Below are 18203 nucleotides of genomic sequence, written 5' to 3'. Positions count from 1 at the left end.
CCTCACGGGCGAGTTTTTTCATGTGCGAACGTATCTCGTAACGATCGGGCCGCCTCTCTCACAGCGCGTTTCGCTTCTGGCACGTAAAAGTAATAGTTCGCAAATCCGTGAATCAATCCGGCATAGTTCTTATAGTCAACGGGGACACCGAGGCTGACGAGCTTGTTCGCATACGCCCGCCCGAGGTCCCGAAGCGGATCGTACTCCGCCGTGAGAAGGGTCGTCGGTGGCAATTCCGCCAAGTATGGGGACAAGATCGGCGACGCATACGGATGTGCCAATTCCGTCTCATCATTAAAATATTGCTGCTGGAACCAGCGAATCAATCCTTCGTCGAGCAAGTAGCCGTTGGCATATTCGATCAAAGACAACGGTAAATTTTCCTCGGTCCCCGTGACCGGGTAGAACAAGAGCTGATGCACGATAGACGGGCCACCTCGCTCGAGCGCAATCAAGGCACTCACCGTGGCAAGCGTCCCGCCGGCGCTGTCGCCTCCGACGGCGAGACGAGAGGCGTCCACCCGGAGTGTTACCGCATGTTCGGCGACCCAGGCGAGCGCATCAAAGCTATCGTAAACGGCCGTCGGAAATTTATGTTCTGGTGCGAGTCGGTAACTGACCGAGATGACGGTACAGTCGGCCTCATTCGCGATAGTCCGGCAAATCGCATCGTGCGTGTCGAGACTCCCCGTGACGTAGCCGCCTCCGTGATAATAGACGAGGGCCGGCGCAATCCCATGACCCGTCCGATAGATACGAATCGGAATCGTCCGTCCCGGTAATGGAATGAGACGGTCCTCAACCTCGTGCACGTGCTCTCTATGTTGAAACCGGGTCATCATCGCATCTTCTTGTCGTCTCAATTCGAGCGGATCCAATTGGTCATATGTGGTCGGGAGCTGATTTTGAAACTGGTTCAAATAAAATTGAATCGTCGGATTGACTGGCAATGGGAATCCCTTCTTTCTCTATTGGCTTTCAGTTGCCTATTCCCAGCCGCGTCCGACGTTAAGCAGACTCGCGTGTTTTTTCAAAGGCCCAACGGTACAGACATGCCACAACGACCCCACTCGCGAACACAACCATCCAAATGTTCATCACAATGGATTGATTTAACGGCTTGAAGAAGTAATCCCATGCCCCATCGATGTGCCCAATTATGGCCGTGGACAGAAGATACGAGACGAGTAGCCCTAAAGCAATCCATCTAAACCAGTCACGCCGGCCAAATCGCCACGCGCCCCACCATATAACGGCCGGAATCACGACATACCCGAACGCATTCCCAAAAAGAAAGTCTGATGCTGTCACGAAGAAACCCCACGGCAGACACAGGAGGACGACGAAGATGATTCGCCCTAGCATCAGGCTTGCCCCTGTTGATTCTTTTTCCACCAGACGAACAAGAAGATTCCCATCCCGACGACCAAAATCAACATCGAGAATATCAGTTGTTGCTCGAGCGGCAGCTTCGTCTGAGCGAGCGCGTACTGCGGCCCGAATAAGAGAAGCGGGATAATCAGATTGATCCACGTCTTCGTCCAAATCGAGACGAGGAGCAACGTGATGACGGCCAGACCGAACAATACGAGTTGAGCGGTTGGACCGAACACGATCGTCGGCATCTCGACGAAGATGTCGAGTATCATCAGTCCAAGGAACAATGTCATCGGCAACGCGGCGAGCGCGATGTACGTCGCCCCGGTTTTAATTTTGCTTTCTGTCGAGCGGACCGACATGTTGCGGAACGCTTGTGCGGCGGCCAGCAAGAACAGAACGGCGACGAGCGGGAACCCAACCAACTGGGCCGTCGAGAACGTCATCTCGCCTTGAATGAAATTTCCGATGATAATGTAAGCAAACACGTTCGGAACCAACATCGCGATGATTTTGAAAAAGCCTTTTCCATCAAACGCCATTTCATGCCCGAGATGTTGCATGTAGGCTTTCGGACTTTGGCCGACGACATCGTCCACACTTTTTCCTGCCCGTTCCGCTTCCTCGAGATGATCTTTCAACTCGGCGACAACGTCTTGCACTTCCTCTTCCGATTTTCCGCTCGACATAAGATAGACTGCTAAATCATCCAAAAAATTACGACTCTTTTTTGAAAGTTCCATCTTCATTCCCCTCTCTGAGTACACGGTCGACGCCGCTTGATACTTCCGCCCAACGTTGTTTGAAGGCTAGCAATTCTTGCCGTCCCGCATCCGTCAAAATATAATATTTTCGTTTCGGGCCTCCGGATGGCAGTGTTTTTTGAATCGTTTCGACCCAGCCGTCTTTCTTCATCCGTAACAATACCGGATAGATACTACCCTCGCTCACCATCGTGAAGCCGTACGCCTGTAGTTTCTCCGACATCTCATAGCCGTACGTCTCTCCTTTATCGATGATGGCCAACAGGCAACCCTCGAGCAACCCTTTCAACATTTGACTCATCGCCATGGCGCGACCTCACTTTCATCAAACTAACTTGTTATACATAATAGTAATGGAAGGGACTACCAATCGCAACTAATTTGTAAAACAAGTTAGTTACGCATCGAGAGGTTTATTTTTTCAAAACAGGTGAATACTTCTTAAGGTGAAGCAAAAAGAAAAAGGAGTGTTGTTATGCATACCGATTTTACGAAGATGTACATGAACGGCCAGTGGGTCGAAGGCTCGAGCGACAAGTCGATCGACAACGTGAACCCGTTCACGGACGAGACATTGTTCTCAATTCGATCGGCCGACGAAAGTGATTTAGACAACGCCTACAGCGTAGCGAAAGCAGCACAAGCCGAGTGGGCGACGATGCTCCCGCAGGACCGACGTGCCTTGATCGAACGTTTCGCGGAACTGACGCTCGAGCATAAGGATGAGATTATCGACTGGCTCGTCAAAGAGTCGGGCAGTACCCGCATCAAGGCCGAAGGTGAGTTTGCCGCCTCGATCGCCATCATCAAAGAAGCGGCGACGTTCCCGTTCCGGATGGACGGGCTCATCAAACCGTCCATCGTCCCGAACAAAGAGAACCGGGTCTATCGGAAACCGCTCGGTGTCATCGGCGTCATCAGTCCTTGGAACTTCCCGTTCCATCTCGCGGTCCGCTCGATCGTCTCGGCCCTCGCGACGGGCAATACGGTCGTCGTCAAACCGGCGACGGCGACACCGGTCACGGGCGGTCTCCTCTTCGCTTCATTATTTGAAGAGGCCGGCCTTCCAAAAGGCGTCTTAAACGTGATCGTCGGTCGTGGCTCGGAAATCGGCGACGCCATCGTCGAGCACCCGATCCCTAAACTCATCTCATTCACCGGCTCGACCGAAGTCGGGAAAGGTATCGCCGAGAAGGCGGGCCGCTCGTTGAAAAAGACCGCGCTCGAACTCGGCGGCAACAACGTCTTCGTCGTGTTAGACGACGCCGACATCGACCGCGCCGTCGAATCGGCCGTGTACAGCAAGTTCTTCCACCAAGGTCAAATCTGTATGTCGACGAACCGGATCCTCGTCGCCGAATCGATTCACGATGCGTTCCTCGAGAAATTCGTTGAACGAGTCCGTGCCTTGAAGTTCGGCAACCCGAACGAATCGGACACGCAAGTCGGACCGCTCATCGACCACGACCAAGTCGAGCGGATCCTCGATCAAATTGACAAGACGGTCAACGCTGGGGCGACGCTCCACGTCGGCGGCAAAGCGGATGGGAACGTCCTCGAGCCGACCGTGTTAAGCGGCGTCACGAATGACATGCCGCTCGCTAAAAATGAGATTTTCGGACCGGTCGCCGTCATTCTGTCGTTCAAAGACGACGCCGAGGCGCTGAAACTCTCGAACGAACTCCCGTATGGACTGAGCGGTGCCGTCCACGGTTCGGTGTATCGCGCGACCGAGTTCGCCCGTCAAGTCGAGACGGGAATGATTCACGTCAACGACCAATCGGTGAACGATGAGCCACACTTGCCGTTTGGCGGCGAGAAAGACTCGGGTCTCGGCCGTTTCAACGGCGAATGGGTGCTCGAGGAGTTCACGACGCTCCAATGGGTGTCCGTCATGCATGAACGCCGGGAATACAAACCATTCTTCTCATAAACAAAAAACTGTTTCGGTCCACGAACCGAAACAGTTTTTTTATAGTTTTTTTACAAACTCAGACTTCAGTTTCATCGCCCCGAACCCATCGATCTTGCAGTCGATGTCATGGTCGCCGTCGACGAGGCGGATCCCTTTCACTTTCGTGCCTTGTTTGACGACGAGCGACGTCCCTTTCACTTTCAAATCTTTGATGACCGTGACCGTGTCCCCGTCTTGGAGCACGTTCCCGTTCGCGTCTTTGATTTGCGCGTTCGCTTCCGCTTCAGCCGCCTCGGTCGGCGACCACTCGTAGGCGCATTCCGGGCAGATGAGCAAGCTCCCGTCCTCGTAGACGTATGATGATTGGCATTTCGGACAATTCGGTAATTCTGTCATGCTGATTCCTCCATTCGATTCACTGTAGCCAGTATATCGTATTTCGGGACGTTCGACAGCTACCGGTCAGCCCTCTTCCGGCGTCTCGGGACCTTTCAATTCGAGTTGATAAAATGACAAGTCGAGCCACTTCCCAAACTTATAGCCGGCCTGTTTGATCGTGCCTGAATGAACGAACCCAACTTTTTCATGGGCCCGAATGCTCGTCACGTTCGACGCATCGATGCCTCCGATGACCGTCTTATACTCCCGAGCCTCGGCGAGACGGATGATCTCACGGAGCAACTTGTTGCCAATCCCTTTCCCACGATACCCTGGGTGGACGTAAACGGAATGTTCGACCGTATACTTATAAGCCGGCCATGGACGGAACGGACCGAACGTGGCAAATCCCATGACGACGTCCCCTTCTTCCCAGACGATCATCGGGAACCCTTGCGCTTTCTTGTCTTCATACCAGGCGACCCGGTTTTGGAACGTGACCGGTTCGTAATGGTACACGGCAGTACTGTTGACGATGGCATCATTATAAATATGTAAAACGGCTTGAAGGTCGTCACGTCGGCAATTGCGAATCATACATCCACCACTCTCATAAGTTTTTCTTCATTATACGTATCCAACTCGAAAAACACACGCGTCGACGCGCGCTTACAAAAAAAGGCCAGCCGCGTCGACTGACCATCCTTTGTTCACGCCGCCAAACGGTCACACATCGAGGCGCACTCGAAGCAGACCCGGGCGCACTCTTGGCAATGCTCATGTTTATGTTTCTCACACTCTTGGGCGCACGCCTTACAGACGACGGCACACGCCCGGGCGAGTTCCGGTACGAACGCGGAATCACGCGTCATCGCCTCGGCGAGAAATGCACACATCGCCGCACACTCCCGGTCGAGCCGGATGCAATCGACCATCATCTTCACGTCTTTCTCTTCTAAACACGATTCTAAACAGTAATTGCACGTCTCGACACAGTCATGTAACGTCTCCAGTTCGTTCGCATAAATCCGATGCATACGTACATCCTCCTTTTGCTAAATGAAACGACAACAACGACACGTTATTGTTGTTCCCTAATCCGCAAAAGAAAAACGACCGTTCGATACCAGAAAGCGACCGCGTTCAACAACCGTTCGGAATAGCGCTTTGGCACGAAACGAAGCCGATAAATACGATACATCCGCTTCAAGTCTTCCCATTGGTGATCAATTTGTTGACCTTGGCGAAATCTGGCCAAATCGATTAAAAAGATACGACCGTCCGAGCTCAAGATGATATTCCGCAGATGAACATCTGACGGGGTGAGACCGCGCCTCCGCGCCGCGCTGAGCGCCGCGTCGACATCGTCAACATACGCCGCGTCAATCCAAATCCCTTCGGTCAGACATTCGAACAGCGTCTTTCCTTCGATATAATCGATGACGATATAGTTCGGTCCGACCTCGTATAAGCGTGGGAACTGCGGAAGAGGTTCTAGCGTCTCATAAACGACCGCTTCCTCGGCCGCGATATGCGTGAAGCCAGGGAAAAACACTTTGATGACGAGACGGGTACCGTTAATTCGAAACACAGCGGCGCTGCGCCCGATACCATGCAACTCGAGGCTTTCGTGCATATGCATTACACGCGTCTCCTCGCCGGACTGGTCAAACGACACGTCAGCCAGTAAATCGTAACGGTTCATGAAGGACTCCTCTTTCTCGTTGTGTCCTTATCATACCGGAATTTCAAACATTTGACCCGCTCCTTGAACCGACGAAGTGACGCTCGGTCTGTTTATCCGTATAATGTAAGCGACAGACAATTAGGAGGAATCGATTATGCAACGAATCGCACTAACGGAAGATTTATCGTTTTCACGCATCGTCCACGGCATGTGGCGTCTCGCTGAATGGGACATGTCTACGCAAGAACGCCTCACATTCATCGAGCAGTGTATCGAGCTTGGGATCACGACGTTCGATCACGCCGACATTTACGGCGGGTACACGTGTGAAGGCTTATTTGGAGAAGCGCTTCGTTTGAAGCCAGAACTTCGCGACCAAATCGAAATCGTGACGAAGACGGGCATCAAATTGACGGGCGACTTCAACCCAGGCCAGACGCTCAATCATTACGACACGACGAAAGCACATATTATCCGCCAAGCCGAGCGGTCGTTACAAGAGCTTGCCATCGACCAGATCGACACGTTGTTGATCCATCGTCCCGACCCTTTGATGGACCCGGACGAAGTCGCCGAGGCGTTCACCGCATTACACGAGAGCGGAAAAGTCCGGACGTTCGGAGTGTCAAACCACTTGCCGTCACAACAGCGTCTCCTTCAGTCTCGTTTGCCGTTCAAGCTCGTCACGAATCAGCTCGAACTGTCTCCGATGCAACTGAAGCATTTCGAGGACGGGGCGGTCGACCTGTGCCATGAAGAACGGATGCCGCTCATGGCCTGGAGCCCGCTCGCCGGCGGCCGTTTGTTCTCAGAAGAGGACTACGCTCCACTCCGTGACACGCTCCACACGATTGCCGCACGCCATGACGTGAGCGGAATCGATACAGTCGTGTACGCCTGGTTGCTCGCGCATCCAGCTCGTATCTTGCCAATCATCGGTTCTGGGAAAATAGAACGAGTCCAGAGCGGCGTTGAAGCGCTTAAAATCGAGCTCACACGAGAAGAATGGTTCGAAATTTTGAAGGCCGCTCGTGGCCGCGACGTCGATTGAAGGTAAAAATAAACAGTTTAATCCTTTTACGTACCATATGAAAATTATAGAGATTATTATCGTTTTAACGGGACGATTGATAAACCTCGATTTTTCGTCAAAAATCGACAACTCAAAAAAACTTGAAATACCATTTCATATCCATAAGTGTAAACAAAGCCCGCTCAGTTCAAGTCGAGCGGGTTTTTCGTCTTTTTTTTAAAAAAACACTTTAATTTTCCTAAGCCTAAAGTCACAAAAAATTGGTGCTAAAATGATGAAAGTTATTCATTGAAGGAGAGCATCGATGTGAAAAAGTACCTGATTTTCTGTACACTTGCCATTTTAACGTTTTTGTTCGGATGCGAAGAAGAACAAGCGTTTCGCTTACATACAGCACCAGAGTACTATCAAGGACGGGCGACGTTGCCGTCTGGGCAACAAATCGAGATGACTGAAGCGGATCGAACGAGCGTCTTAGACGCCTGTTATCCGGACGAAGCCCTCGCCCTCACACCCGACGGCGATCGCCGTTGGGTCGGCACGGTCACGTTGTCCCAACCGTTGACGACTAAAGCGTCGACCCAGGCGTTCCCGACGGCCACTTTTTTTGAAGTGGAAAATCAAACGTACGTGGAATGTCGTGTCGACACGATTTCTTATGTGAAGCAAATCGAAGCGGTTCCGGATAGTCTCGTCCCATACCGTGGACAAGCGGTCACGTACCCTTCCGTCGCCAAGCTACGAAACGCCCAACCGCATGAACGATTGCAATACTTAAAGGAAATGAACAAACCTGTTGGAAATGAGCCTTACCCGAAACGAACGGCGCTCGAACAGACGCTCGTTCACGTGACGATGCCGTTCAACGGATCGTTCGAATTAACGTTCGAGTCCTCAGCGGGCATCGAGACGGTCACCGTCCCGATCGATGCGGCGTCACGCCAACCGTTCTTGTCGCTCGGATTCGGGATTGAAGCAGCCGAAGACACACGCCAATACGGAATCCATACTTCAGTAAACCAAGAGTTGTACCAAGATGTCATCCGGCCAAAAGACGCCTCGTACGAACGACTCCTCGGGGCCCGTCAAATCGACGACCTCCCGTCGACGCTCATCCCGGGCAAACGCTATCCGTTGTTCAGCTTTTCGTATATGCGTGACAACGTCCCGCACAAAGAAGTCGTCTCGCTCACGTACAAACAACCTGTCCTTTTGCGGGGAGAGGCGTTGAAACGTGAGATGCGCGCCGAATTTTCAAATCGTCAGCATGCCGTCTTTCATGAACTCGCCCTCATCGGTACTGAATCGAGAGACGCCTCATTTTTGACGCATTTGACAGCCGATCAGACACGTTTCGTCTTCAAGGCGATCGAGCGGTCTAAAGCGACGACCGAGACTGGAGAACCGGCTCCGATTCCGTATTTGACCGTATTCGAAGGAATCTGCGCCCAAACGTTTGATGTCAGTTATCGAGGTGACGACGTCGTGTTGACGAATACAAAGACCGGGTCCCACTTTAAACTACTGCGTGATGATGCGAACAAATGGCACGACCGCTTTGACGACTAAAGGAGGAATCTTGTGCCCAGAATCAGTCTCGCCGCGTCCCTACTTTTCGTTTTAGTGTTAAGCGGCTGCACGCAAGAAGAGACGGCGCTCGATCTCAACGTTCGCCCCCTCTTGTTTGACGGCTATCGCCTTGAGATCGGAAAGACGTTGACACAGATGGACGAGGCGGAGCATACGGCCGTCCATACGATTTGCGACGAGACAGACGTCTCGTCGTTGCCGGACCGTCCATTCGTCTTCGACGCGTCATATCGTAGCTTCTCGCGTTTCTCACCGAAGATGGTCTCGCCCCTGACAGGCCTCACCGTCTTTCATGACGATGAAGCGACATACGCCTACTGTGAGACCGGCCACAGCCGATATGTGAAACAGATCGACCCGGAACACATGCCGATTGCCTATCGTGAAGCAGACCCTGAGCCGCTTCGACCGCGTTCAGCACGTGTGTCCGCCGATACACAGCAGGCGCTTCTCGAACAACTCGAGGACGACGCTCCATATTTTGAGTTCAAACCGTTCAACGTGCCGTTCGTAGCACTACAGGCACCCCTGTTCACGACGCTTTCGATCGAGGTAAACACGCAGGACGCATCGACGACATTCTCTCGTCCTTACGAACCAAGCTTGAGCTTACAACAGGTGACACTCTCGCTTCATATCATTGAGATGAATGGGTTCGTCCAACCGGCGCTCTTTGAGTCTTCTGAAATGAACACATCGCAGTGGCCGCTCGACCCTGTGCCTGACGGCGGCGTCCCAACATTGTCAAACACGTATCCATTACCTGAGACGCTCGAGTTCGGGAAGACGTACCCGCTCTGGCAACTTTCCTATGATGTCGAAGGAGAATTCGTCGAGCAGACCATCTCGCTCCGCTATGAGCCGCCCGTCATGATGACGCAAGCCGAGGTCGACGCCGCAACGATGACAGCCGATGAGGAAGTGACGATTGGTTACTTCCACAAGACGCCATTGTCCGGAAAGACCGAGCTGCATGCCTTAGACGCGGTCCAGACGTTGACGACGGACGGTGCGGCGTTGAAACAGATTGTGGCGCGCGCCGAACCGGTCAAACGGAGCGGCGAGCCGGCCGACTATCCGTTGTTCACGTTGATCGAGGGCGTGACGTCTCAGACGTTCGACGTGACGCTTCATAAGCGCTCGAAAAAAACGGACGTCTTCCTCACGACCGAAGGCAAGCATTACAAACTGAACTCCGAGGACAGCGCCACGTGGCTGTCGCTCGCCCCTTACTGACAGACGGTCTTCCCGTCTGTCTTTTGCATGTTTTGTAAGCAACATCGTCCAAGTACAAACCGAGACTGTGCGACAATGAAACAAATGACACGAAGGAGTGAGTTCGATGACAACACGATTCGTTCGCGACGTCGCCGATAGTTGGCGCGTCTCCTATAAGCAGAACGGTTATCCGCACGTTCAACAAGGGTGGGTGTTACCACCGGAACGTAAAGCCGAGTTCGACCCGTTCATCTTGATGGCCGAAGACTGGTTCAAGCGCGGTACGTTCTCCGACCACCCGCACCGCGGCTTCCAGACGATCACCTATGTGATCGATGGTCGGCTCGAACATATCGACAACCACGGCGGGCACTCGATTCTCGATGCCGGGGACGTCCAGTACATGAACGCCGGTTGGGCCGCGCGTCATGCCGAGGAGGCCGTCGCGGACGACTTGATCCATACGTTGCAACTATGGCTCAATTTGCCGAAGTCGCTGAAGACGACGACGACATCTTATCAAAACGTCTACTTGGAGGACGCACCGGTCGTCCCAATCGACGGCGGACACGTGCGTGTCTACTCCGGTGACATCGCCGGCGTCACCGGACCGATGCAGAGCCTCGTCCCGATCACGATGAGCGAGATTCAATTGCGTGACGGGGCAACATATGAACACGTCTTGCCGACGAATCATAACGCCTTCGTCTACGTGCTCGCCGGATCCGTCGAGCTCGGATCGAGCGCGACGCCGCTTGCGAAGACGGACGTCGCGACATTGACGTTCGATGAGACGGCAGAGGGTGAGAGCGCCCTCTCAATCAACGCGACGTCCCGGGCGAAGCTCCTCGTCTATTCTGGTGTCCCGCTCCGTGAAGACTATATCGCCCACGGTCCGTTCGTCATGAACACCGAGGACGAGATTCGCCAAGCGTTCCGCGACTATCACGCCGGTGTCTTTGGTCCGCCCGCTGTGAAATAAACAATGAGCCACGCGCGATGCGTGGCTCATTGTTTGTCCGGCTTCAATACCGTTTGCTGTGTCGGGATGCGTCCGATTGGCACGGTCCGCTCGAAGAGGACGTAGCGTTTCCCGTCCACTTCAAACTTTCGGTCGCCCAAATAATGCGCGGACTTCCCATCTTCATATAACTTCGTCAAGATTGCTGGGACGTACTCATTCAAGTTCGTATAGTGCTCATCGAGCGTCATGACGATATTTCCTTTTTCATACCCCATCCACTGGTTCGACATGAAGAGCATCAATGAAATCGTTCCGATGACTCCAATCACTAAAATAACCGTTTCCATCAAACCCCTACCTTCTCTGTTTTCTGAACTGCTCGTCATAGCGACAACTTCTAATTATCTCGCAAGTGTTTCGTGACAATTTGACGTTTCGCCTGAAACCCCATTTGGTCATAAAATCTAGACGCCTCTTTATTCGCGACCCAATAATCTAGCTCGATGGAGGCAAAATCATGAGCATGTGCCCACTGTTCCACATATTCCATCATTTGTCGGCCGAATCCGTTCCGCTTGTGAGTTGGCAAGATGCTGATTTGTCTGACATATAGCGTGCGTATTTGTTGACGAAACGCAGTACCTTTACTCACTATCTCTTCAAACCAAACATATCCGATTGGTTCCTCCTCAAATTTACCGATGATAAAATGATGTCCGCTTTGCTTCATCGTATCAGCAATCGTGTCACGAATTCGCGAATGATCGTAAGGAGCAAAAAAGCTCGGCATCAGCTGAAGGTGGTGTTCATGAATGGGGCGATTCAACGTCGCAATCAAATCCGCGTCTCTCGTTTGTAGAAATCGCATCATCCCCCATTGCCTCCATATGGAGAGTTGCGGTCTTCCGTCACCCCGTGCGGCTTCTCGTTGCCGCGTAGCTCGTGCCGTTTTGACCCGCCCGGTTTCCCATGAAGACGATGCTGGATTGGACGGGCGAGCATATAGCCGCCGAGCAAGGAGAGCGGGAATGCGATGAACGCCATTCCGAGAAAGACGAGCGCCTGTTTATTCCCTAACTCAAACGTATCGATCAAAAAGCTGATCCCAAAATAAAAGCCGACAAACAACACGCCTACGCACGCATACTCGATGCATTTCCCAAGAAATCGTTTCATCGATTCACTTCCTTTCGTTGTTACTTTCTTATACGTTGAATTGATGCAAAACGTTTCACTTTGTTTGTTCGGCCATATACCAAATCGTGGCGACACGTTCCGTCTCCGACACCCACTCCTGCTTCCCTTGAATGTAGCTCTCGATATCGGTCGGGTGCTGCTCAGCGAGCGTTCGCTTCAAGTCACCATATTCGGCACGCACGTCCGGGAACGCTTTTAAATATTCACGAAACGCCAAATGACGGGTCACACCATCATCGCCCGCCTCGAAAACGTGGACGTGAAACGTCCGCACGTCGTCACCTTTCGCAAAAAAGCGTCGTCTTGGGATGCCGTGTTCACCGAAGCTCCGGTAGCCGAGCGCCTCCATATGCCCAGACAGTTCATCGACTTGCTCAATCGCTCGAACGACGGGCATGATGTCGATGATCGGCTTCGCCTCGAGACCTGGCACCGACGTGCTGCCGATATGATGAATCGCCAGCACCGTCCCTTCAAAAAGCCGGCTCAATCGACCTGCCTCTTCTTCGAATCGAGCTACCCACGTCGGGTCGTACGGTACAACTTCTACTCGTCTCATGATGTCCCTCCTTTTGTGATTTGCCACGACTTCTTCTTTCATTATCATACCCGTTCTTGCTTCTGTTTACAGCCGGAAGCCGGATGAGATGGTTTGTCGCATCATAAAATGGGAAATGCTATTACTAATGAAATCAGAACTGGAGTGTGAAACTATGTTGACACAAGACCAAATCAAAACGTTCAAAGAACGATTGTTAAAAGAAAAAGCGAAGACAGAAGGATACATGGAAAACCGGGAAGAAGTGTACGATGAAGGGGAACTGTCACATTACGACAACCATCCGGCCGACTCTGGGGAAGAGTTGTTCCTCCGTGAGCGCGACCAGGCTTTGACCGAACTCGATGAGGAGTTTTTGACCGACGTCGATAAAGCACTCCTCGCCATCGAGAACGGCACGTACGGAAAATGTGAAGTGTGTGGTGAAGAGATTGAGATCGACCGTCTCGAAATCATCCCGGAAACGACGCTTTGTATCGAGCACGCCCGCGAACAAGAAGCGGAAGAACACAAAACCGATCAGGAACGTCCGGTCGAGGAGGACGTCCTCGACCCATCGGAAACGGCACGTCGAAAACAACTCGATGGCAGTGACGATATTAACCAAAGCACGGATGCGTTCAGCCAAGTCGAGGACTTCGGGAGCTCCGATACGATCGCTGACAGCGAAGGGAACCATGATCCGACAAGAGAATGAGGTAAAGCCGCCCCACGCGGCTTTTTTTGCGTGACGGTTTGTCAAATTAAGCGCAACACTTCCTCCGCGAAGGCCTCGTGTGCGGTCTTCCAGCCGAGACATTTCCTCGGCCGCCCGTTGATCTTGGCGAGCGCGTCCACGATCTCTCCCTGGCCGACCGTCGCGAAGTCCGATCCTTTCGGGAAGAACTCGCGCAGGAGGCCGTTGGCGTTCTCGTTGCTGCCGCGCTGCCACGACGAGTACGGGTCGGCGAAATACATCGGCACGCCGAGTGTCGCCCGGACGCGCTCGTGACAGCTGAACTCCTTGCCCCGGTCCGTCGTCGCCGTCTTGAACGTGCCCGCTGGGAAGGCCGCGTGGACCGTGTGGATCGCCTCCTCCATCGAGGCCGCGCTGCGGTCGGTGATCGGCAGGGCGATGTAGAACCGGCTCTTTCGCTCGATGAACGTCGCGACGCACGCCCTCGACTTCCCACGCCCGGAGACGACGGTGTCGAGCTCCCAGTGGCCGAATGTCTCGCGTGTGCGCACCTCTCTCGGACGTTTGGCGATGGACAGACCGATGTTGAACCGACCACGTGTCTCTATCGGTTTCTGGCGCTTGCCCTTTTGGCGGAGCACGGTCACCGGTACGTCGATCAGCCCCGAATAGATCCAACGATAGATGGTCGAGAAGGCGATTTTCCCGTCGAAGAGACGACCCACGATCTGTTCCGGGGACCAGGTCGCCCGCAGCTTCTCGATGATCGTCCGGCGCATCATGTCGTCGAGCTTCGTCTTGGCGCCGCAGTTTCGCTTCGCATTGGCGTAGCGCTCCTGTGCGCGTTCGGCCGTGTAGCCGGGGTTCCTTCTGATCTCCCGCGAGACGGTCGAGGGCTGTCGCCCGAGCCGTCTCGCGATGGACCGTACGGACATCCCGAGCTCCAGGTAGGTCTCTATTTTCACGCGTTCCGCTGTGGTAAGATGGGTATAGCTCATGTCGATTCCTCCGTGTGAATGTGTGTTGTGGTGACTTCATTCTACACGAGGCCGTCGCTATGGGCTTTTTTTGCGTTCACGTTCAGGTGTTGCACTTAATTTTATAATTCATCGCGTAAAAAAAGACGCAACATTCGTTGCGTCAGTAAGTGGCTTTGACGGCTGAAGCACCGCCAAGTAGTTGTGCGACCTTCATCGGATCAACCGTGTTCCCTGCCGAACTTGGCGAGAACGAGTAGGCGCCTTTGTGCACTTCAAAATGCAAATGCGGACCAGACGAGTTGCCAGTGTTACCGATTTGGCCGATGCCTTCGGCTTGGCGGACCGTCTGTCCTTTTTTCACGTCGATCTTATGCAAGTGCGCATAAACGGTCGTCCATTTCTGACCATCGATGTTGTGCTCAACTTTGACGTGCTTGCCGTATGGCCCACGTCCGCTCACTTCAATCACTTTCCCATCGGCGGCCGCGTAGACCGGCGTGCCGACTTTCGCGGCGATATCGATGCCGTTATGGAACGTATAACCGAATTGCCCGCTCGCCGGGCCGAAGCCTTGTGACAACCGACCGTTCGCCGGCATCATGAACTTGTCCGGCGCCATCGCCGCATGTTGCTTTTTCAAGTCGCTCAACTTCGTCGACTGCGCCTTCATCTGTTCAGAGGCGGCCGCGTAAGACGACTGCGTCTTTTCTTTTGCAGCCTCGACCTCTGCTTGCTTAGCTGCCAATTCGTCGAGCTTCTGTTTCGCCGTCGCCTTTTGGTCTAAGATGTCTTGTTGCTTCTTTTCAGATTCGGCCGCCTCGGCTTTCGCACTCGGCAAGACGGTCGACAGTACTTGTTTGAACAACGAGTCCGCTTCCGGCGCGATCGCAGCCTGATACGCCTCAATCTGCTCGGTCACTTCATCAATGTCCGCTTGAACGGCCGCTGCTGCTGTCTCGACTTTTTCAATTTGTTGTTCGGCTTTCGCCACAACTTTTTTTGACTCGGACAGTTGGTTTGTCGTTTGTTCGATTGTTTTTGTCGTCTCGAGGAGTTTTTCCGGGGTGATTTCATTTGCCGACGCCGACTGCGCACCACTAAAGATGAACACACCTGCGCCTGCTGTAAGGATGAATTGTTTCAACATATATATAGTAAACCTCCAAATGGGATCATTCGCTAGCTCAATAAAAAGCTACATGTGCGAATATAGCACCCACATCCGAAAAGTTCAATATATGAAACATTTCATTTGTATGTCGATTTCATCACGATGATTCCTGTCCATCTCATAATGCCCATCAAAATTTCGCGGAATTTCTCCGGTTCAGCCTCGTTTCGCTTTTAATACGATCACGACGATGCTGACCGCGGCAAGGACGGTCAACGTCGGGCCACCGATTAAAAATAGCCGCGCGATGACCGGTGCCAAGTTCGTCGTCAGACCGAGAATCGTCAATAAATTGCCGACAATCAACACGACCATCAACGCCGGTAAAAATCTCGCCATCACGTCTCCCCCTTTCTCACCATCTCGAACTGGGCGACCGTGTCCTTCACGAATCCGAGCGCTTCGGCCGCCTCGATGAAGGCCGGACGGTCGGACGTGAACGTCAGATGGACAGGGTGCTTACAACCCGCGGCCCGTAACAACCAGACGGCATCTTCGTCGCGACCGAACACATCAAGGAGCACGTTGTCCCGGAACAATAACGACCCTTCACGCCCTTCCTCGGTCACACGAACGAGCGTCGCCTGTTGTTGGGTCGTGCGCACGTCTCGTTGCCAAATCGGATGGTGCACGGCTTTCGGATATTCCCGCTCGAACAGCTCGGTGATCGGGACAACGTCAAGCTTCGCCGCCGTCTCGGTCGGTACGGATTGATAATACACAATCTCACGCACGACGTCATAGCCGAGCCTAGCGTACAGGTCGTACGCCTGCTCGTTTCCTTGAATGACCTCGAGTAGCCGCATCCCTTCTGCTTGCTCATCGAAGCGGCGCATCAACTCTCGGGCGATCCCGAGTCGGCGATAGCCGGGTGCCACGGCCAATCCGCCGCAACGAGTGACCCACCCCGCGTCTAGATGGGCGATCCCGCTCAACATGACACCGACCGGTCGCCCGTCGACGTACGCCACGATCGAGCGAGATGGCTGATTTTGATCTCGGACGAGGAAAATCGCCTCAAATGCGGCCTCGTCCATGTCAAAACGAATCATGTAATCAGAAAAACCGTCCATAAAGGCCCGATACAAATCGGCTACCGGCGGATTCTGTTGATAAGACACCTCTTGTTTCAGCATATCTCTTTTTCTCTCCTTATATCGTTCAGTATAATAAGACAAACGGCTAAAGCAGGAGGAATAACCATGTCCCACGTCACGTTAGAAACGCTTCAAGATGACCATTGGCCCGCCCTTGAGGCGTTCACGTTACCGCTCGATCAAGAAAAATATACGACCCTTCCTCGCGATATCGACTCCCCGCTTCCTGAAGGCGTTCATCCGATCGTCATCGTCGCCGAAGGTCCGGTCGGCTTCTTTCTGTTACACGATACGGAAAGAGTCCAAACTTATACGGAGTCCGCACACGCACTGCTGCTCTCGATTTTTTCCATCAATCACCCTTTCCAAGGAAACGGCTATGCGAAAGCAGCGCTCCGACAATTACCGGCTTACGTTCGCCAGCAGTTTCCGAAGACGCAAGAAGTCGTCTTATCTGTGAACTTGAAAAATGATGCCGCCTTCGCGCTCTATGAGAAAGTCGGTTTCTCAGATACCGGAAGACGCATCACAGGACCGGTCGGAGAACAACGAATCATGTCGCTCGCGCTCTGAACGTTCTTCATTTTCGGAAACACCAGACTAAAAGCCCACCGATCATCAGAACGAGCAAGACGTTCAGTAGTTGCCAAATAAAATCAATCATGACGCTCATCCGCAAACGCCTTGATTCCTGTCATGACGTCGTTCCAATATGACGTCGGATGCGGTACGAGGGAGGCGCATGTCACATTAAACGTCTCTTCGGTCAACACTGACGTCGCCTCCACCGCCTCAACATCCCCGGTGACCAAAGCCGCAAAACGTTCACGGTCGATCGTGACGAGATCAGCGACCTCGGCCGCATCGAGTGTGAACGGTTCACCTGCATACGAATAGACGTATGTATGGGCGAATTCGCGGTCGATAAACGTCTCCGTCTCAATCACATCTTCAAACACCCCCAAGGCGGTCAATTGGTCAAGCGTCACCTCAAGCCCGATCTCTTCCCGAATTTCTCGCACCCCGTCCCTGACTGTCTCCCCGGCCGCCAAATGGCCGGCCGCAGTAATATCGTACAGTCCCGGAAAGTCTTGCTTCGTGTCACTGCGACGTTGCAAAAAAAGTCGTTCCCCTTCCACGACCCAACAGTGGAACGTCTCGTGCCAATCCCCGTCACGGTGCACGTCAGCCCGGGGCTTCAGTCCAATTTTCTTTCGCCGTTCGTCGACGACGGTAATGAATTCAATCATGTCATCCCTCCTCTCCCATCCTTAGAACAAATCAGGGTCTTCAGACAGCGTCCGCACTTTGCGGATTTTCCGTACCCGACCCGTCCAACCGAGCGTTGTGAAAAAAAGCCGCCCCCGATGGCGAGCGACAGGCCGACCAAGCCCGCAACGACGCCATCAAACCCGTATCGTTCTCCGCTCATGACGAGCAGCCAAGGCGCGAATAAAAATGTGGTCACTAACAAGACCAGGCCTCCCCACATCCTCCGTCGTGGAAATCCGATCGTCCACCATCCGAACGCAACGAATGCCACACCGATTAAACCGACCATCCCGCTTAGAATCATCGTCAGCGCCTCCGCTCTCCA

Annotated in this window: 24 protein-coding genes; 7 read left to right on the top strand and 17 right to left on the bottom strand. The window is 53.2% G+C overall.

What is annotated here, in order from left to right:
- Positions 1–2: 2 nt before the first annotated feature.
- The 3 genes from P398_RS0103790 to P398_RS0103775 all read right to left on the bottom strand — a co-directional run bounded on the left by P398_RS0103790 (position 3) and on the right by P398_RS0103775 (position 2448).
- Entirely contained in the window at positions 3–950 is a 948-nt protein-coding gene (locus P398_RS0103790; RefSeq protein ID WP_029334096.1) for an alpha/beta hydrolase, read from the bottom strand.
- Positions 951–1364: 414 nt separating this feature from the next.
- On the bottom strand, positions 1365–2090 hold the full coding sequence (locus P398_RS16320; protein ID WP_147287386.1) for an HAAS domain-containing protein: 726 nt from the start codon (positions 2088–2090) through the stop codon (positions 1365–1367).
- Between the two features lie 4 nt (positions 2091–2094).
- Positions 2095–2448, bottom strand: a complete 354-nt coding sequence (locus P398_RS0103775) for a PadR family transcriptional regulator (protein ID WP_029334093.1) — start codon at positions 2446–2448, stop codon at positions 2095–2097.
- 168 nt (positions 2449–2616) lie between these two features.
- On the opposite strand from P398_RS0103775, the gene P398_RS0103770 reads away from it, so the two are divergent.
- Entirely contained in the window at positions 2617–4074 is a 1458-nt protein-coding gene (locus tag P398_RS0103770; protein ID WP_029334092.1) for an aldehyde dehydrogenase family protein, read from the top strand.
- 39 nt (positions 4075–4113) lie between these two features.
- Here P398_RS0103770 and P398_RS0103765 read toward each other — a convergent pair whose 3' ends face one another.
- The 4 genes from P398_RS0103765 to P398_RS0103750 form a co-directional block, all read right to left on the bottom strand.
- A complete protein-coding gene (locus tag P398_RS0103765) occupies positions 4114–4452 on the bottom strand; it encodes a zinc ribbon domain-containing protein YjdM (protein ID WP_029334091.1) in 339 nt (112 codons plus the stop codon).
- A 66-nt stretch (positions 4453–4518) separates the two neighbouring features.
- Positions 4519–5031, bottom strand: a complete 513-nt coding sequence (locus tag P398_RS0103760; protein WP_029334090.1) for a GNAT family N-acetyltransferase — start codon at positions 5029–5031, stop codon at positions 4519–4521.
- Positions 5032–5144: 113 nt separating this feature from the next.
- Positions 5145–5471, bottom strand: a complete 327-nt coding sequence (locus P398_RS0103755) for a four-helix bundle copper-binding protein (protein ID WP_024369745.1) — start codon at positions 5469–5471, stop codon at positions 5145–5147.
- 44 nt (positions 5472–5515) lie between these two features.
- Positions 5516–6139, bottom strand: coding sequence for a serine/threonine protein kinase (locus P398_RS0103750; protein WP_029334089.1), 624 nt, complete (start codon positions 6137–6139; stop codon positions 5516–5518).
- Positions 6140–6275: 136 nt separating this feature from the next.
- Here P398_RS0103750 and P398_RS0103745 point away from each other — a divergent pair, with 136 nt between their 5' ends.
- From P398_RS0103745 to P398_RS0103730, 4 genes are all read left to right on the top strand, one after another.
- The gene (locus P398_RS0103745) at positions 6276–7172 is read left to right on the top strand and encodes an aldo/keto reductase (RefSeq protein ID WP_029334088.1); all 897 of its coding nucleotides are present in this window, start codon (positions 6276–6278) and stop codon (positions 7170–7172) included.
- A 288-nt stretch (positions 7173–7460) separates the two neighbouring features.
- Entirely contained in the window at positions 7461–8723 is a 1263-nt protein-coding gene (locus tag P398_RS0103740; RefSeq protein WP_024369742.1) for a hypothetical protein, read from the top strand.
- Positions 8724–8735: 12 nt separating this feature from the next.
- Positions 8736–9980, top strand: coding sequence for a hypothetical protein (locus P398_RS0103735; RefSeq protein ID WP_029334086.1), 1245 nt, complete (start codon positions 8736–8738; stop codon positions 9978–9980).
- 106 nt (positions 9981–10086) lie between these two features.
- A complete protein-coding gene (locus P398_RS0103730; RefSeq protein WP_029334085.1) occupies positions 10087–10944 on the top strand; it encodes a pirin family protein in 858 nt (285 codons plus the stop codon).
- 26 nt (positions 10945–10970) lie between these two features.
- Here P398_RS0103730 and P398_RS0103725 read toward each other — a convergent pair whose 3' ends face one another.
- From P398_RS0103725 to P398_RS0103710, 4 genes are read right to left on the bottom strand one after another with little or no spacing between them, the layout of a single operon-like run.
- Positions 10971–11273, bottom strand: coding sequence for a hypothetical protein (locus P398_RS0103725; RefSeq protein ID WP_024369739.1), 303 nt, complete (start codon positions 11271–11273; stop codon positions 10971–10973).
- 50 nt (positions 11274–11323) lie between these two features.
- Positions 11324–11797: a GNAT family N-acetyltransferase gene (locus P398_RS0103720; protein WP_029334084.1), complete on the bottom strand. Its 474-nt coding sequence runs from the start codon at positions 11795–11797 to the stop codon at positions 11324–11326.
- Positions 11794–12102, bottom strand: a complete 309-nt coding sequence (locus tag P398_RS0103715) for a hypothetical protein (RefSeq protein WP_029334083.1) — start codon at positions 12100–12102, stop codon at positions 11794–11796. The genes P398_RS0103720 and P398_RS0103715 overlap by 4 nt, the downstream gene beginning before the upstream one ends.
- Positions 12103–12157: 55 nt before the next feature.
- Positions 12158–12682, bottom strand: a complete 525-nt coding sequence (locus tag P398_RS0103710) for a GrpB family protein (protein ID WP_024369736.1) — start codon at positions 12680–12682, stop codon at positions 12158–12160.
- A gap of 154 nt (positions 12683–12836) precedes the next feature.
- Between P398_RS0103710 and P398_RS0103705 the strand changes: the two genes are divergently transcribed.
- Positions 12837–13379 carry a TraR/DksA C4-type zinc finger protein gene (locus tag P398_RS0103705; protein ID WP_024369735.1) on the top strand — a complete coding sequence of 181 codons (543 nt, stop codon included), beginning with the start codon at positions 12837–12839 and terminating at the stop codon, positions 13377–13379.
- 41 nt (positions 13380–13420) lie between these two features.
- Here the strand turns inward: P398_RS0103705 and P398_RS0103700 are convergent, their stop codons facing one another.
- The 4 genes from P398_RS0103700 to P398_RS0103685 form a co-directional block, all read right to left on the bottom strand.
- Positions 13421–14356: an IS30 family transposase gene (locus P398_RS0103700; protein ID WP_029334082.1), complete on the bottom strand. Its 936-nt coding sequence runs from the start codon at positions 14354–14356 to the stop codon at positions 13421–13423.
- Between the two features lie 142 nt (positions 14357–14498).
- Positions 14499–15485, bottom strand: coding sequence for a M23 family metallopeptidase (locus P398_RS0103695; RefSeq protein ID WP_029334081.1), 987 nt, complete (start codon positions 15483–15485; stop codon positions 14499–14501).
- Between the two features lie 180 nt (positions 15486–15665).
- Positions 15666–15848, bottom strand: coding sequence for a hypothetical protein (locus P398_RS0103690; RefSeq protein WP_029334080.1), 183 nt, complete (start codon positions 15846–15848; stop codon positions 15666–15668).
- A complete protein-coding gene (locus tag P398_RS0103685; RefSeq protein WP_029334079.1) occupies positions 15848–16645 on the bottom strand; it encodes a GNAT family N-acetyltransferase in 798 nt (265 codons plus the stop codon). The genes P398_RS0103690 and P398_RS0103685 overlap by 1 nt, the downstream gene beginning before the upstream one ends.
- Before the next feature lie 66 nt (positions 16646–16711).
- On the opposite strand from P398_RS0103685, the gene P398_RS0103680 reads away from it, so the two are divergent.
- Entirely contained in the window at positions 16712–17179 is a 468-nt protein-coding gene (locus tag P398_RS0103680) for a GNAT family N-acetyltransferase (RefSeq protein ID WP_029334078.1), read from the top strand.
- Between the two features lie 83 nt (positions 17180–17262).
- On the opposite strand, the gene P398_RS0103675 is transcribed toward P398_RS0103680, so the two are convergent.
- Entirely contained in the window at positions 17263–17856 is a 594-nt protein-coding gene (locus tag P398_RS0103675; protein WP_029334077.1) for an NUDIX hydrolase, read from the bottom strand.
- The gene (locus tag P398_RS0103670) at positions 17853–18080 is read right to left on the bottom strand and encodes a hypothetical protein (RefSeq protein ID WP_147287385.1); all 228 of its coding nucleotides are present in this window, start codon (positions 18078–18080) and stop codon (positions 17853–17855) included. Before P398_RS0103670 ends, P398_RS0103675 begins: the two co-directional genes overlap by 4 nt.
- Between the last annotated feature and the right edge of the window lie 123 nt (positions 18081–18203).

The sequence above is a fragment of the Exiguobacterium aurantiacum DSM 6208 genome, from assembly GCF_000702585.1.
Taxonomy (GTDB): Bacteria; Bacillota; Bacilli; order Exiguobacteriales; family Exiguobacteriaceae; genus Exiguobacterium; species Exiguobacterium aurantiacum.
The sequence above is the reverse complement of the archived record's forward strand: the minus strand, read 5'-3'. Positions and strand labels throughout refer to the sequence as shown.